This window comes from Coprococcus sp. BIOML-A2, assembly GCF_009875795.1.
Lineage (GTDB): Bacteria > Bacillota > Clostridia > Lachnospirales > Lachnospiraceae > Coprococcus > Coprococcus aceti.
The window spans coordinates 279949-296968 of the sequence record NZ_WWSI01000003.1; the positions used below are offsets into that span (position 1 = coordinate 279949).

Sequence of the window (17020 nt, forward strand, 5' to 3'; positions counted from 1 at the left end):
CCACATCATCTGTGACTGTCCCGCCAACACATCAACGCATTTCATTTATTTTGACTTTTTGTATACCGCTTTCTTAGGAGTGTTCATTCCCTTCGCCTTGAGCTTCTTTGCATATGCGTCATATTTCTTCTTAGGAAGATATATCTTCACATTGCTCTTGACACCCTGGAAAGCATTCTTACCGATAGTCGTTATCCTTGTAGACTTTATGGTAACTTTTCCAAGCTTTCCACACTTGCTGAATGCTGCACCGCCTATGGTCTTAACGTTTCCTCCGATCACAACCGTGGTGAGATATTTGCGTCCTGTAAATGCTTTCGCTCCTACAGCCGTAACATTGAAGTTCACTCCACCGATCTTGACACTGGATGCAACCGTGAGTGACTTGAACTTCTTGTCGCTCTTCTTGCTTGTACTTCCAACAAGTGTCACTGTTCCCTTGCCATTTGAAGCGGCATTTGTCACCTTATATTTCAGATAGCCAGGCACGCCCTTCTGCGCAACTTTATATATCTTGCCCTTGCCAGCCTTGATAGCAAATGTCTTGCTGACGGAGCCTCTGTAATTACCCTTACCAGTGATCTTTACTGTCGCTGTACCGATATTCTTGTTGTTCTTGTACTGTACGGTGTAATCCACACCATTCTTCAGTGTTGTTTTGCCTCTCCTCAGCGCAAGCGATTTAACAGTGATAGGTGATCCTGTGTATGTATATCCATTCTTTTCTATACCGCTTACGACCACATTGTTCTTGGAATTTCCTATGTCTATTCCAAGGGCAGCTACTGACTCATAACGCTTGTACCCACACTTGGTACAGGTAAATGTCTTCTTACCTGCCGCTGTGTCTGTAGGCTTGGTCGTTATCGCTCCCTTGTCCCATGTGTGATTTGTCAGGCCTGACTTCTCTCCACATGAGCACTGATACCAGTGAGATCTGCTGTCGCTCTTGTACTTATTGCCGTAATCGTGTACATGCTGCTCCGGCTCTTTCTCGATGGTGATCTTTACATTGAATACAACTCCATTGTAAGCCCTGTTCCATCCTGTAACTGATGTCCAGTCATAATTTACTGTGTCTGCAGGCTTGAAGCAAAGCTTGTATGTATTGCCATCCTCAACCTTTGTCGTTCTGTCTGTATACCATGTGTATACTCCATCCTCGCGCTCTGGAAGCTCTATGTCTGCAAGAGTCATATTCTCCTTAGCACTCAGTGAATCTATCGCCTGAGTAAATACTGCATTTGCAGGAAGAATCTGAACAGTTATCTCCACATGCTCTGCTCTCTCGTATACATCCTCATCTTCAGGTACAAATGTTGCAAGGAAAGTCTTTGTTCCAACCTCTCCCACAGATTCATCTGCATTCTCCCAGATGAACATTCCACCTGCTGTCTCAGGCAGGAGTATCTTGCCAACAGTGTCTCCGTATGTAGCTGTGACATTCTCCGGAACTGTAAATACAGGATCCTGCTTTCTCACATACACTGAAAGCTTCACTGCAATTCTCATACTTCCGTCTTCCAGTTCCTCATATGTTCCCTCTGCTGCATCGATCTTGCTCCAGTCATAGTTTGCTGTGTCGTCTGGAACAAAGTATGCATCGTAGGTCTCGCTTGTTCCGGCCTTGCCTACCTGCTGTGTTCCATCTGCCCACATGTACTTTCCTGCTGTCGATGTTGGAAGCTCCACATCCGCAAGGGTCTTGCCGGCATATGCGTCGCCCGCCTTTCCGGCAGTAAATGAAGGTATTCCCTTCTCCACGCTGGATATGATCAGTGTGAACTCAGCCACTGTCTGATTCTGTCCTCTCACCGTGAACTTGACCGTCTGTGCCTCAGCACTTGCAGTCTTCGGCGTTCCATATACCTTTCCATCGTATATCACAAGTCCTGCCGGAAGTGTCTGTCCCTTTGCAAGGGAGTATGACACATATCCGTTGTCCACCGCTTCATCATTCTGGATCTCTATGGCTGTCAGATCATATAATGGCTCATCCTTTGTGGTAGTCTTTCCAACCTGCGCCTTAACTGTATCCTCTGTCTTTGCAAGAGTTATATTTACGGCCTCCTGCTTTGCCATATTTACCGTAACTGTTGCCGGCTCATATGTCATGACGCCGCTCCAGAGACGGTTGTTACTTGTAGTCATGGCTGTGTCATCCGGTCCAAATACAACTGAATCCACCGTCATTCCATCTATCGGCTCACCGTTTATTGTGATGTAGAACGACTTGCCACCCTGTATATAGAGTGCATCGTCACCGTCAACACCTGACTTCTTCTGACATCTTGTTGCCGATGAACTCTTCTCTATCTTTGCATCGCCATCCTTGAAGCAATATGCAGGATAATCCACATCAAGCTTGTAGAAAATGACGCTGTAATTTTTCAGTGCGTACACCATATCCGGGATTACTGTGGTAAGTATGCTTCCGCTTCCAAGACTTGACGTATATGCAAGCTGCTTCATATTACCATAGTTTACGATCATTGCACTGTTTGTGAGGTTGCCAAATGTAAACTGTGCATCAGCTCTGTTGATGAGCTTTGCATTTGTATTCAAGGTGATCCTCTCACTATTTGCTGCTGTGATATCCCCGTAGTTATCTACTGTTGCTGAAGCCTGAACATTTCCTTTCAGATTCCATGCACCTCTGTTGACCAGTGATCCTGTCATGGTCAGAGCACCGTCCACATTCCATGTGCCAAGGTTCTCAACATCACCGGTGACTGTCGCTGTCGACGTATTTGTAAGAGCTGCGCCCTCGGCGATGGTCAGCTTCGAATCCTTGAGTATCTCAAGCTGTTTTACCTCCACATCTCTGTCAAGTGTGTAGTCTCCGCCTATAGTTAATTTGCCGGCGAGAGACATATACAGTGAACCCAGACTCTCAACCTGGTAATTGTCAGCGGTGCCCTTTACAGTAGCTGTGGACTTTGCATTCTCGTCTACATACTCTACCTTGCCAACCTTACCGCCTGCCGCAAGTACAAAGTCACCTGTGACAGCGCCCTCTGTTCCTGCCTTGACGTATATATTTCCAATGCTGTGACCATAGTTAAATACCAATGCCTTGCTATGCTCATTGTTGACGTCATTTTTTCTGAGTTCTCCTGACTTTATCTCGGCATACAGATCTCCCTTCACATTTGACTGCTGGACAAAGTTGTTGCACTTCTCAGCGCACCATCTTCCATCAACCACACAGTTCACATTTCCGGATACGACTGTTCCCGACACTCCATTGAAGTATGAGCGCTTGTTCATATAATCCGCACCGTATATAAATGTATTGTAATGATCAGTTATACCAACTCTAACATCCACATCACCTGATACTGATCCACCTGATGTAACATACATATTCTCAGACTTGGTTGATTCCGGTGTGTACATCTGTGCAGACTTTGCAAATGTGAAGTCTACCTTCTCCGCATTTGTATTGTACGCACCGTATACCACGCTTCCTGCTCTTCCGTCCTCTGCCGTGAAGGTCACTGTCTTGACATCAGCGTTTCCTGCCGCAGCTACAGTGCCTGACACATAACCGCTCATGATCGTCATGGTTACATTTCCATCTATCGTCACTCGGTCTGCCTTGCTGTCAGTTGAACCCGCAGCACATATATTGCCGACATTTCCGCTTCTGAGTGTCACCGATATGTCACCAGTGTATTTATTTGCTGTGTCCGTATAGCCTGATATGCTGTAGCCTGACAGATCATATGTAACCTCTCCGTCTATTCTGAGTGGTCTGTTGTCGTCTGCCACTCCGTTGTGATCAGCATCCAGATATACTGAGCTCTTGCTGCTGTCCGATGGATCAACTATTATCACTGCCGAATTTCCACCGAGATCAATGGACTTATCCTCTGTGTTCACAGATACACCAAGCTTGTTGATATCAGGTATCTCCGTGCCTGCCGGCAGTACCTTGAATACCACTGGGAAATCAACCGATGTTCCATTTCGTCCTGTTATGACAAATGTTACTGTGCTTTCACCTGCATTCTTGGCTGTTCCTATTATCTTACCCGACTCAAGCACAAGTCCTGATGGAAGTGTCGAACCGCTCTTCAGTCTGTACTGCATGTCAGTTCCATAATCCTTTGTGGTATCTCCTGTAACCTTGAGGATCGTGAGATCGTACGCTGGTGAAGCCGCTGTGTACTTGGTCTCCGCCGCCAGAGTCGGATCTGCGTATTCCTTACTGATGTCTATCTGGTCTGCCACATAATCCACTACAATAGACATAGATGAATCCGGGCCTGTCACCTTTGCACTTCCGTTGCTTCCCTGTACCGGCTCGCCGCCATTTGCCGACACATAGGCTGTGTAACCCGGCACATCGGTATAGCTAACTGTGATCGCCTGTTTGCAGGCAACATATTTGACATTCTCATATTCAACTACATATGACTGTGCAGCCAATTTTGCTGATGTGTTGTCCATGTTTGTTGAGCCGCCTGCATAGCTGTAATACACTCCTGTCCAGCCGCTGGCATCTATATCATCTGCAAATTTTCCTGCTGCCACCCACACACCTGTGTTGCTGAACTGGTCTGAAGGACACTTGAGCGTACCCTTTTGATATACTCTTGCCCAGCCTGATGTCATGTTGACCTTGCCCACATCAAACAGCGCATCCTCGCCTATTGTGAGTGTCGTGTCATACTGTGTCATATTGAGAGCCGCAAGCTTCGTATCTCCATTCACAACTGCCTTGGCATACTTTGAATAACCAAGCCGGTCAGCGGTCAGCGTATCGTTAAATACTGCGGATGATCTCTCATTCAGTGACACATAATCCGTTACCTCAACCGGAGCATTTACATCAACTGCCGCACTGTCATAGATTATCAGAGCCGTTGCCGTGAGTTTCTTATTCACAACATAGGTTCCTCTGATAGTTACGATATCCTTGCTGTTTCTCATGAATGCACCGGTATATTTTGATGTTGTATCCGCTGCAAATCCGCCCTTATCTACAGTGTTCTCTGCGATCTCATATGCGATGGTTCCATCCACGGTTGAATTCGACAGAACATACATAGTTGCTGCCTTACCACCACGGATATTTATACTCACCGCATCGCCGCCTTCATATGAAAGCTCTGAATCCTTTGCACCGTATATTGCTTTTACATTTCCCCCCGTCATGGTGATCCTGATGCTTCGTCTTATGGCGTTGTCCTCGACACCTGTTATCGTGTACTCCGACAGATCTCCGGTGTACAGAGGTGTCTTGCCATCTGCCTGTCCATCCTGATTGTCGTCCACGTATATCTCTGTCTCTGTGTCGTCCTTTGCCTGGATGACCACTGATGTTCCGTTGAGACATATAGTCTTCTCATCCTCGTCAACTACGATTCGGCCATCCTGGTTGTCCTGCTTCTTCTCCTCATTTGAGACGATCACATTCAGTGAGAGCTGTGCCTTTGAACCATTTCTTCCTGTCACATGTACTATGACATTCTTTCCATCTTCATAAAGCTTGCTTGCCGTTCCGACAACCTTGCCATCGATCAATGAGAGTCCCTCAGGAAGGCCATTTGTCTCGTCTATCTCGTATGTGACCTCGCCCTCTCTTGCGTCGTTTGATATGACAAGATCTGCCATGTCATAGAGAGGTGAAGCTGCTGTGTATTCTTTTCCAAGCAGTGCCGATGGATCAACAGTTGTCTTGGATACCACGATCTGCTTTCCTGTCGTTGCGATCGTCACTGTACAAGGCTCGTTCGGCATGCTGAACGTGTACACGCCATTTGCTTCAACCGCTGAATTTTCCGCTGTGTCGCTCTGACCTCTGAAGGTCACCTTGTCAAGTATATATCCCTTGTTCACTGTCGGTGTTATCTTGACATCTGCGCCGCCCTTGACATATGTACCATCAGGATCAATATACTGTGACGTCTTGCCTGTCATGGTGTACGTTGCGGCCTTCTCGTTGGACACAACATCTAATGAATAATTTACATTTGCAACATTCCCTACAGCCGAGTCCTCTATTACGCCCCCCTTTGAGAATATATTTGGCAGATACCCATCAGTCGCCTTAAATGTTCCCTTGAGGATTCCACTGTGGAGTATATTTGAACCGCCTGCTGCATATATACCCTCTTTTGCAGTTAACGTTACCCCCTTGTTGATAACGATCACGGCATTGCCCTGGCTTCCGTTCTCTGTGAAGTTACCAAAGTAAATATTGTCAGCAGTTACATCCTTGTCTATCACAAGATTCTGTCCGCCATAATATATATTCTGTCCATAGGTTATGACAGATGAGCCGGTGGTATTCATGCTTGGAGCCATATAATACTTCTCCGGCATACTGCACTTGTCATCAAATGTAACTTTTGCATCCTTGTTATTACCTATATACATCTGGAAGCTTATTCCGTCTGCATTTGTAAAATCTGTGTTGTTGATCTTTATATCAACAGGAACTGTATTCTCGGTTGAACCGGAATAGCTCTCATTTGACAGATAGAAAATATTATTTCCCGCCAGTCCATTTATACTGCTGTCTGACAACGTTATGTCAACCTTTGTTCCGATATTTCCGCAACTGTAATCACCTCCGGCGAGTCCACATTTTGCAAAATGTATCTTTGCTATATCCGCCTTGAGTTCCCCTGCCAGTGCAAAGTTGCCCATCATGGTAAACATGTCGCTGCCCGCGTATTCATACGAGTTCACAAGCGGATCACCATTTTCGTCTACTATGGATTCATCATTCATGCCATCCACATTGACCGTCATATTTCCCAGACAGCTACCGCCATATACAAACCGTGCTGAACTGCTGATAACGTTGCTGACGCTTATGTTAAGATCCTTACTGATGCTTCCGCCCTGCTCTACATTCAGAGATCTCGTAATGCTGCAGCCCGAAACTATGGCATCTACAGAACCATTTACCGTCACATTTGACAGCTCCAGAGCATTTACATAGGCTGCATTACAGTTGTAAAGTTCTGCCTTTATATCACCTTTTACACCTGTGCTCAGATACATGCCATTTAATGTATCTGTTGTTGCCACAGCCTTCATTACAACGCTGGCAGAAGTGATACCGGAACAATTTGAAATTCCATATACCCTGCCGCTGGCACCAGTGATATTCTCCATGTTCACAGTATACGTATATGTTCCTTCTTCCTCCGGCTGAGTCTGACTGAACGAAACCGAATTCATGCCACATGTTGTGTAACCGGCAGCGCAGTTCTTTATATCTATATCAGCCCTTCCGCCCAGCATACCGCCATACATTCCATATATGGTGTTGAACTTTGCTCCTGAGCCATCAACGCTGACATTTACATTTCCCTTTATATTTGTATTATTGGTGCCATACACAGACATCTCTGATCCAGACTGGCTTTTCAGCTTAAGGTCCAGATTTCCAAGGATAGCCGCACTTGACGCACCATATACACTGGCACTGCTTCCATCCTTTACGGCTGATATTCCGTCAAATGTAAGGCTCACGTCACCATCAACCTTTGCGCTCTGGGAAACTCCGCACAGATTGTCTACCTTGGAGTCAGTCACCTTGGCCGTCAGTGTCTTGCTGAGCACAGCTCCGTTCTGCACAATATACACGGAACTGATGCCGGCACCGTTCATATTGAACACTGCATCGCCATTTATCGTATAAGCCTTTCCTGTGTAATATCCATCTGTAGCCAGTGTGACAAATGTGTTGCCATCACAGTTGTAATTGATATTCTCCGTGATGTCTCCATCCATGGTCGAAGATCTTAGACCATAGAGCGACTTTATTGTCACGGACTCTTCCGTGTCTATCAGTACGCCACCTGTACAATATGTCCTGAAAAGTCCATACAGACTTTCAACTGCCGCGTCGCCCTTCACACTGATAGTTACCGCAGTCATGTTCTCCGGAGTCTCAACAGTGCTCTCAAATGCTCCATATACAGCAGGCAGTTCAGCACCGTCTATGGTTATGGAGATCGGCGAACTGCCCTTACCATGATAGATTCCATATATATTGCCATATTGTATGTCCGTGCTTCCATCCAATGTGAAAGCTTCCTCGCCCTCATCAAGGATTCCATCCCTGTCTTTGTCATTGTAAATATTGAATAACTGCTCGCTGTCAGTGGAATTCGGCGACTGCTTTATGATTACCGAATTGCCGTTGAGCGTGACACCTGATGGTGTAGAGCCTGACGACTCATATACATACTCCAGTCCCTTTCCCGTATCCACAGCTTCAGACTGTGTGTCATCCGCCGCAAATGCCGTTATTCCCGATGCCATGCCAATAGCAGCAAGCACCGACAAGGCCGTTATACCTCCTCGTAGCCTTCTCTTCCTCATCAATTACCCTCCCTTAATTAATTGTTATGCAGACTTTCCTGTTATAATTGTGCACAATAACAGAAAAAGTCTTGCAAATATGTAGATTTTTGCCACTTTAACCATTTTACCATAGCAAAGTTGCAAATACTATCAACAAATTCACAAGACTTTTTTATGCATTTTTATATTTTCTGTTATAATTCCGCTATCTTCTCCTGTTGCCAAACAATAATACAAGTCTGAGCAACTGAAGTGATGCTGATACCATGGCTGCCCACATATGTCATAGCTGCCGCTGTGAGTACACTTCTTGCACCCTTGAGTTCATCCGGATAGAGATATCCGCTGCCCTCCAGTATCGCCATTGCTCTTCTCGATGCATTGAACTCCACCGGAAGTGTCACAAACTGTAGGACAACAACCAGTGAGAACAGTATGATTCCGAGTGTTATAAGGTAATCAACCCTCGGAATGAGAAGTCCTATAAGTATGAGCGGCCATGATATGGCTGAGCCTATATTTGCCGCTGGAATGATGGCTGACCTGATGGTGAGCGGTGCATATGCATTTGCATGCTGTATGGCATGTCCACACTCATGGGCTGCCACGCCTATCGCTGCGATGGATCTGGAACCATACACGCTGTCCGACAGATTGAGCGTATGCTCCTTAGGATTGTAATTATCAGTCAGATCTCCTGAGATGTGATGTATTGACACATCCGTTATCCCCGCATTCCTGAGTATCATGTATGCGACCTGGTCCGCTGTGTAGCCTGACCGCGATCCCACCTTCTCATACTTCTTGTATGTGGTCTTGACTCTTGCCGATGCTATCATGCAGAGCACCACGCCTATGAGAACCAACAGATATGTTGGGTCAAAATAAAATCCATAATATGGCATATATATCACCTTTCCCTTTCATGTATCCCTGACGGGGGCTTTTGTTTTCCACTATCCTATAGTATATATTGCGCTTCGTCAACAGGTATGGATGATACTTCATATAAATTTCATTTTTGCCGGAACTAATTTTATACTTCGTTCTCCTGCCATTTTTCTTATGTCATTTACCTGCAGCTATCTGCCAAGCATCTCATTTACCTTATTCTGCACCTTGACATGATCATACCCTGCCTTCTTCAGCCTGTTCTTTCTGTCATCGCCATTTCCCCAGTCGCCGGCTATGACCTCTCTGGCTATCACATCTATCGATTTCTTCTGTGAGAATTTCACTATAGCGTTCACCTTCTCCTGAACTTTATCGTAATCATATCCCGCCGTTTTTAATCTCTTTTTTCGATCCTCGCCGTTCCCCCATCTGCCCGCTATGACTTCCTTCGCGATCACATCTATGCTTTTCTTTTTTCTATTCTTATAATTACTTTTCCCGCTATTGCTGTCAGAGCCTTTCCCTTTCGTTTTTCCCTTATCACTGCCAGTCTTTATCGCAGCACATTTTCTCCATGTCGCTTTGTCTATATAAGACTTGTTCAGGTCAAGATTTCCTTCATACCCCGGAAGCCGGCCTACAGAAGTGTATTGCCTGATAGAACAATCATACTGCCCCTCATTCCACGGATGCTCCTGATATCCAGTCTGCTCATAATCAGGATACTGAGCGACCCACAGCCTGTAGCCAAGATTTTTGACATTTTCCATGGCACTCTTCTGAATATATATCAGCGGTTTTACCCTGGTTTTTCTGTACACATAATCACACCACTCCTTGCACCATGCCCTGTCACTTCTGCCAAACTGTGGGTTGTTCTGCCCCTCCCAGTCAAGCACGAGTATGGCTTTGCCCACATATTTCTTACTGTATGCAAGGAAATACTCAGCCTCACTGTGGGGATCGCCACCATTTGCATAATGGAATGCCCCCAGGAGTTTTCCCGCTTTCATCGCCTGGTCACAGTGCTTTGCAAAATACCTGTTCTTGTAGTCCGTGCCCTCCGTAGCTTTCACTATCACAAAGTCACAAGGCACCTTGGTTATATCTATAGTATCCTGCCACGCTGATATATCTATACCATCCATGTAGCCCTTTAATGGAACCTTATTAGAAGCCATAAAATTGTCTCCTGAATTTCTTTGTCTGTATATAATATTCCAGACATTGAATCAGGAGACAATCTTAGGATCATTATTCCGAACTTATACTTATCTGTCTCGTATTACATGTGCCACTGTCATGACGCCTTTATTCATGCCACTTTTCCTTATCTCCGCCATTGTAAAACCGCTTGAATATCGATATCAGGTAGTCCCATCCCCGGGTACATAAAATCGCAATGACAAATGCCCCGAAAAACGCAGCCACAGGATAATACCACACAAATGCTATGTGATAAAATGATAGTCCAACAAAAAGTCCCACCTCACACACAATGACACTGGTGATCAGAACCTGAAAAGAGGTAGGGATCTTCTTCAGCACTCCTACCTCTTTCGTAAATTCCGTTATTATCGATATCAAAGTACAAAGAACAGCCACCATCACTAGACAAACCGCAAATCTGTCCATGCGTATTCACCTCCTTGTCCATGATATAGTTTAATGTATTCCGGAAGGTGGTATGTGGTTATAAAATATTATTGTGTTCTTAAATCTCTTTTTAAATCCAACCTCGCGTTAATGCGAGGTGTTTTACGTTATATAGGAATCTCCAAAATGTATATATATCAAAATTACTTCTGTATGAAAATAGAATAATGTATTTAACCGGGCAGCCGAGGGGTGTTACACCATATCCGTTCGAGTCTTGGAAGGGAGTGGTGCCTTATGAGTACATATGAGGAATTCATGGTTATATTAACCGTTGCGATACTTATTGTGACAATTCTGAATCATAGAAAATAAGAAAAACACCTCAGCCGACTAAGCTATGAGGTGTTTCATCTTAAAATGGTTTTTGCCGGACGGATAGGACGTATCTATCGCTCGGCTGTCTTGTTAAGTATATTATACAATATTTTTGACGTTTGTCAAAAATAAAATTCTGAAGTGCAAGATCAAATGCCACATGGGACTTACCAAATCGTCTGGCATGACTGACACTGATACAATTAGCATTTGTACATATAACTCTGTTCAGATATTCAAGCAGACCTGTCTTATCAAGATACAATTCACTATTCTTGTCCTTTGTAAAACTGTCATTACTTGGATTAAAATAAATGCCCATCTCATGCCTTCCTTGTTTATTTCAAATGTCTTATATATAATTCTCAGAATTCATTGATATAGGCCTTTTCTCTGAAATCGGGATATTAATTCAACCTCTTTCCGAGTTGCCATAAAGCTGTGCCCATCCTCAAGTGTTATATTTCCAAGTTCAATGTTCTTATCTATGCTACCCATTATATCTGTTTTTATGAGGCTTTTCAACGACGCTATATTCTCAGGAGTGCGTAAGTATCTTTTTAAATGTGCTGTCAAATATTTTATGTGTCAATCTATATTGCTGCCTACTGTTTTTTCTTCCGATTGGTAGCCACACTTTAGCCCTAAATCAACCATAAGTCAATAGATTTTCACAAATGCGCGTATAAGGCAATTTTTCGCGAGATTATTTTAAAATTATAACTTTTTTTACTTTCTTCTCGCCATCAAAATATTCTACTACTATAGTTCTATCCATTTTAATCACCCCTTCCATTTGATATGTAAGGCAATTATAATACCGAATAAATATAAAACAAGTCTTGACAAAATAAAACAAAAGAGTTGCTGTAAAATTCCTTAGCAACTCCCGTTTTCCAACTAATGCTGAATATCAAAGCAATATTTCATATGTATGGCTGTCATCATCATAATATACAAGCATGCCAAATTTGTATTCATCAAAATTGATTTCAACCTTCAAAGAATTTAAAAATCAAAAAAATAGAGAGCCTTTAGATCTCTCTAAAAGCCCTCTAAACCGTTTAAATACTAGGTTTTTATTTAGAACTTACCAGCGTTAGCAGCTTCCTCTACACTAACAGCTACAGCAACTGTAGCACCAACCATAGGGTTGTTACCCATTCCGATAAGTCCCATCATCTCTACGTGTGCAGGAACTGATGATGAACCAGCGAACTGTGCATCACTGTGCATACGTCCGAGAGTATCTGTCATACCGTATGAAGCAGGACCTGCTGCCATGTTATCTGGGTGAAGTGTACGTCCTGTACCACCGCCTGATGCTACTGAGAAGTACTTCTTACCCTGCTCGATACACTCCTTCTTGTATGTACCTGCAACTGGATGCTGGAAACGTGTAGGGTTTGTTGAGTTACCTGTGATAGATACACCAACGTTCTCCTTGTGCATGATAGCAACACCTTCCTGAACATCGTCAGCGCCGTAGCACTTAACTGTTGCACGAATACCATCTGAATATGCCTTCTCGTATACTACATTGAGCTCAGCCTTCTTGTAGTCATACTTTGTCTCAACATATGTAAATCCATTGATTCTTGAGATGATCTGAGCTGCATCCTTACCAAGACCGTTAAGGATAACTCTAAGAGGTTTTTTACGAACCTTGTTAGCCTTCTCAGCGATACCGATAGCACCCTCAGCTGCTGCAAATGACTCATGACCTGCTAAGAAACAGAAGCACTCTGTCTCCTCCTCAAGTAACATCTTACCAAGGTTACCATGTCCAAGACCAACCTTACGATGATCTGCAACAGAACCTGGTATACAGAATGCCTGAAGACCCTCGCCGATAGCTGCTGCTGCGTCTGCTGCCTTTCTGCATCCCTTCTTGATTGCGATTGCTGCACCTACTGTATATGCCCAGCAAGCATTCTCAAAACAAATTGGCTGAATACCCTTTACCTGATTGTAAACGTCAAGTCCAGCGTCCTTTGTGATCTTCTCAGCTTCTTCGATTGAGCTGATTCCATAGCTGTTAAGTACAGCGTTTATCTGGTCTATTCTTCTTTCATATGATTCAAATAATGCCATTGTCTCGTTCTCCTTTCCTCTATTTCCGACTACTCTTTACGTGGATCGATGATCTTAACAGCGCCCTGCTCTGGCTTAACACGTCCGTATGAACCTGAAGCCTTCTCCCAAGCTGTGTTAGGGTCATCACCCTTCTTGATAAAGTCAGTCATCTTTCCAAGAGAAACGAACTGATATCCGATAACTTCGTCATCTGCATCAAGTGCTATTCCTGTTACATAGCCCTCTGCCATCTCAAGGTAACGAACACCCTTAGCCTTTGTTGCATACATTGTACCAACCTGTGAACGAAGACCCTTTCCAAGATCCTCAAGTCCGGCACCAACTGCAAGTCCGTCATCTGAGAATGCACTCTGTGTACGTCCGTATACGATCTGAAGGAATAACTCTCTCATTGCTGTATTGATAGCATCGCACACAAGGTCAGTGTTGAGAGCCTCAAGGATTGTCTTACCCTGAAGAATCTCAGCTGCCATAGCTGCTGAATGTGTCATACCTGAACATCCAATAGTCTCGACAAGAGCCTCCTCGATAACACCCTCTTTTACGTTAAGTGAAAGCTTGCAGGCACCCTGCTGTGGTGCACACCAGCCTACACCATGTGTAAAACCAGAGATGTCTTTGATTTCCTTTGAGTAAACCCACTTTCCTTCTTCTGGGATAGGAGCTGGCTCATGCTTTGCACCCTTTGCTACAGGGCACATGTTTTCAACTTCCTTAGTGTAAATCATTGTGAAACTCCTTTCAAAATATGAATTCTTAAAAGCGGTTCCGAATTCTCTAATTCAAACCATCAGTGGTATTTTCTCACAAAACAGTTATGAAGTCCATAGCTTATTGAAAATTTTTGTCGCATTTGCGTGTACTTTATCAAGTACAGCGCGCCTTATTGAGAAAGTTTTTAACAAGGCACAGTTGTCAGGGTTCATATGTCCGCTTATATCATTTGATCGTAACCATATTCACTTGAACATATGTATTTATCTGATATACAATACTTCTGTCAGAGCACATTCACCCCAGACATGCGCCGCTCCAGGCGCTGCTCAGATACATGATATAAAAAATAAAAACGGAGGTTTTCAACATGAGATTTATAGATATGCACCTTCACACCACCGCTTCCGACGGCTCCTGCACCCCATCAGAGGTGTGCCAGCTTGCCATTGACAGGAATCTTGCAGCGATCGCCATAACCGACCACGACACAGTGGATGGCGTAGCAGATGCAATCACATATGCAGATAACTGGAACAGCACTCTTCCTCCGATCCAGAACAGTGATTCCACCAACTGCTCTGGCTTTTCTGACAGCAGTGACCATCATATCGAGGTAGTTCCCGGCATAGAGATGTCCGCCATCTACAACGGTGTGGAGATCCACATTCTTGGCTTCTATATGGACTACAAGAACCCTGAGCTCATCTCCCGTCTTGCCGCCATCAAACAGGCCAGATACGACCGAAACGAGCAGATGTGTGAGAGATTCCGCGCCGACGGAATAGACATGACCATGGAGAAGCTGCAGCATGGCAATCCTGATACTGTCGTCACAAGAGCTCATTTTGCCAGAATTCTCATAGCCGAAGGCGTATGCAGGGACATGAACCAGGCGTTCAAAAAGTATCTGGGCAAGAAATGCAAATATTACATTCCAACACCAGACATACCTGCCGCCGATGCCATAAGACTCATAAGAACCTACGGCAAGGCTGCCTTCATCGCCCATCCCCTCATATACGGATTTGGATATAAACAGATAGAGGACATGCTTGAAGAACTGAAGCCATATGGCCTTTCAGGGCTTGAGGTCTACCACTCCTCCAACAATGCCTATGAATCCGGAAGGCTTAGGGAGATCGCCAGAAAACACGGGCTCCTCATATCAGGAGGTTCCGACTTCCACGGCGCAGCCAAACCCGACATATCCGTGGGAACCGGAAGGGGCGGCCTTCGGATCACGGAAGCTGTATTTCAGGATATAAAAAAAGCGGTCACTGTATAATGACCGCTTTTTTATTTACTCTGATGATACCTTTATTATATCTTTGACTTCTTATCCTTATCATCATCTGTGACTGTTGATGATCCCTGCTTCTCAAGCTCTGCAACAGCGCTCTTGTGCATCGGTATACGACAGTTCTTGTTGTTACCAAACTCTACGATGATAGTTGAATCATCAACCACATCAAGGATGGTTCCGTAGAAACCACTGGTTGTCATGATATTATCACCAGGCTCCATCTGTGAAAGCATCTGGTCTGTCTTGGCCTTCTGCTTCTTCTGTGGTCTGATCATCATGAAGTAAATGATTGCAGCAAATATGGCAATATATACAACAATAAACATAACTGATGAACCGCCACTGGCCTGTGTTCCTGTTGACGATGATAAAATTGTTGAAAGTGAATTCATTCTCTAATCTCCTTTTTGATTACTCTTCTCCACCAGCAAGGCTCTCAAGCATCGATTTCTTATATGACTGATATCTTCCTTCTTCAATAGCCTCTCTGATGTCTTTCATCATATTATTATAAAAATACAAATTATGCAAGACGCAAAATCTCATACCGAGCATTTCATTTGCCTTGAGCAGGTGTCTGATGTACGCTCTGCTATAGTGCTGGCATGCAGGGCATCCGCAGCCCTCCTCTATAGGTCTGTCGTCTGTCTCAAATCTCGCATTCTTGAGATTCATCTTGCCATGCTTCGTGTACACATGGGCGTGTCGTCCATTTCTGGATGGATATACGCAATCGAAGAAATCAACACCTCTGTCGACCGCCTCAAGTATATTTGCAGGAGTTCCAACACCCATGAGGTATGTCGGTCTGTCCTCAGGCAGATACGGAACGGTCACATCGAGTATGTGGTACATCTGCTCTGCTGTCTCTCCTACTGCAAGTCCTCCTATGGCATATCCCGGAAGATCAAGCTCGCTGATTCTCTTGGCGTGATCTATTCTGATATCCTCGTATATGGCACCCTGATTGATTCCAAACAATAGCTGATTCTTGTTGATCGTATCCGGCAGACTGTTAAGTCTCTCCATCTCATTCTTACATCTGACAAGCCATCTGGCTGTTCTCGCAACAGAATTCTCCACGTACTGTCTGTCAGCCAGTGCAGGGGCACACTCGTCAAATGCCATGGCTATTGTAGATGCCAGATTCGACTGTATCTGCATGCTCTCCTCAGGTCCCATGAATATCTTGCGTCCATCGACATGGGAATTGAAGGTTACGCCCTCCTCCTTGATCTTCCTGAGTCCCGCCAGGGAGAATACCTGGAATCCGCCTGAATCAGTGAGTATCGGTCTGTCCCAGTACATAAACTTATGTAAACCGCCCATCTGCTTGACTATCTTATCCCCAGGTCTCACATGGAGATGATATGTATTTGACAGCTCGATCTGACATCCTATGTCCTTGAGATCCGTTGTTGCCACAGCTCCCTTTATGGCTGCTGCCGTTCCAACATTCATGAACAGAGGTGTCTGCACTGTTCCGTGAACAGTCTGAAATTCAGCTCTCTTTGCCCTTCCATCCTTACAAAGTATTTTGTACATTGTTATGTAAACCTTTCTTTTTCATTTTTCCAAATCTTACGCTATACTTAAGCGTACTCTTTATAATGCACCATTTAAAGTATATTTGCAAGCAAATTTACAATCCACAGGCATTTACCGCCGAACTTGACCGCATACCGGATGAATACGAGGACTTCC

Annotated in this window: 9 protein-coding genes and 1 pseudogene; 1 reads left to right on the top strand and 9 read right to left on the bottom strand. The window is 44.5% G+C overall.

Going from position 1 to position 17020, the window contains the following annotated elements; translation table 11 throughout:
• Positions 1-45: 45 nt before the first annotated feature.
• The 7 genes and pseudogenes from GT575_RS08225 to GT575_RS08250 form a co-directional block, all read right to left on the bottom strand.
• Positions 46-8349, bottom strand: coding sequence for a leucine-rich repeat protein (locus tag GT575_RS08225; RefSeq protein WP_161171857.1), 8304 nt, complete (start codon positions 8347-8349; stop codon positions 46-48).
• 187 nt (positions 8350-8536) lie between these two features.
• A pseudogene (locus GT575_RS08230) lies at positions 8537-9236 on the bottom strand (zinc metallopeptidase).
• A gap of 177 nt (positions 9237-9413) precedes the next feature.
• Entirely contained in the window at positions 9414-10406 is a 993-nt protein-coding gene (locus GT575_RS08235; protein ID WP_015533112.1) for a GH25 family lysozyme, read from the bottom strand.
• Between the two features lie 130 nt (positions 10407-10536).
• Positions 10537-10860, bottom strand: a complete 324-nt coding sequence (locus GT575_RS08240; RefSeq protein ID WP_055144852.1) for a hypothetical protein — start codon at positions 10858-10860, stop codon at positions 10537-10539.
• A 376-nt stretch (positions 10861-11236) separates the two neighbouring features.
• Positions 11237-11521 (bottom strand): hypothetical protein, encoded by a 285-nt coding sequence (locus GT575_RS14925; protein WP_015533110.1) that lies wholly within the window; start codon positions 11519-11521, stop codon positions 11237-11239.
• Between the two features lie 761 nt (positions 11522-12282).
• Positions 12283-13293: a GGGtGRT protein gene (locus tag GT575_RS08245; protein ID WP_004853826.1), complete on the bottom strand. Its 1011-nt coding sequence runs from the start codon at positions 13291-13293 to the stop codon at positions 12283-12285.
• Between the two features lie 29 nt (positions 13294-13322).
• Complete coding sequence (locus GT575_RS08250; protein WP_004853825.1) at positions 13323-14024, bottom strand: iron-sulfur cluster assembly scaffold protein; 702 nt, start codon at positions 14022-14024, stop codon at positions 13323-13325.
• A gap of 356 nt (positions 14025-14380) precedes the next feature.
• Between GT575_RS08250 and GT575_RS08255 the strand changes: the two genes are divergently transcribed.
• Positions 14381-15298 (top strand): PHP domain-containing protein, encoded by a 918-nt coding sequence (locus GT575_RS08255; protein WP_022216212.1) that lies wholly within the window; start codon positions 14381-14383, stop codon positions 15296-15298.
• 35 nt (positions 15299-15333) lie between these two features.
• Here the strand turns inward: GT575_RS08255 and yajC are convergent, their stop codons facing one another.
• Positions 15334-15708 carry a preprotein translocase subunit YajC gene (gene yajC, locus GT575_RS08260; RefSeq protein ID WP_015533108.1) on the bottom strand — a complete coding sequence of 125 codons (375 nt, stop codon included), beginning with the start codon at positions 15706-15708 and terminating at the stop codon, positions 15334-15336.
• A gap of 19 nt (positions 15709-15727) precedes the next feature.
• On the bottom strand, positions 15728-16861 hold the full coding sequence (gene tgt / locus GT575_RS08265) for a tRNA guanosine(34) transglycosylase Tgt (RefSeq protein ID WP_015533107.1): 1134 nt from the start codon (positions 16859-16861) through the stop codon (positions 15728-15730).
• Between the last annotated feature and the right edge of the window lie 159 nt (positions 16862-17020).

Coding starts and splice junctions, on each gene's coding strand:
- GT575_RS08225 (WP_161171857.1), bottom strand. CDS start 8,349: ATGAGGAAGAGAAGGCTACGAGGAGGTATAACGGCCTTGTCGGTGCTT.
- GT575_RS08235 (WP_015533112.1), bottom strand. CDS start 10,406: ATGGCTTCTAATAAGGTTCCATTAAAGGGCTACATGGATGGTATAGAT.
- GT575_RS08240 (WP_055144852.1), bottom strand. CDS start 10,860: ATGGACAGATTTGCGGTTTGTCTAGTGATGGTGGCTGTTCTTTGTACT.
- GT575_RS14925 (WP_015533110.1), bottom strand. CDS start 11,521: ATGGGCATTTATTTTAATCCAAGTAATGACAGTTTTACAAAGGACAAG.
- GT575_RS08245 (WP_004853826.1), bottom strand. CDS start 13,293: ATGGCATTATTTGAATCATATGAAAGAAGAATAGACCAGATAAACGCT.
- GT575_RS08250 (WP_004853825.1), bottom strand. CDS start 14,024: ATGATTTACACTAAGGAAGTTGAAAACATGTGCCCTGTAGCAAAGGGT.
- GT575_RS08255 (WP_022216212.1), top strand. CDS start 14,381: ATGAGATTTATAGATATGCACCTTCACACCACCGCTTCCGACGGCTCC.
- yajC (WP_015533108.1), bottom strand. CDS start 15,708: ATGAATTCACTTTCAACAATTTTATCATCGTCAACAGGAACACAGGCC.
- tgt (WP_015533107.1), bottom strand. CDS start 16,861: ATGTACAAAATACTTTGTAAGGATGGAAGGGCAAAGAGAGCTGAATTT.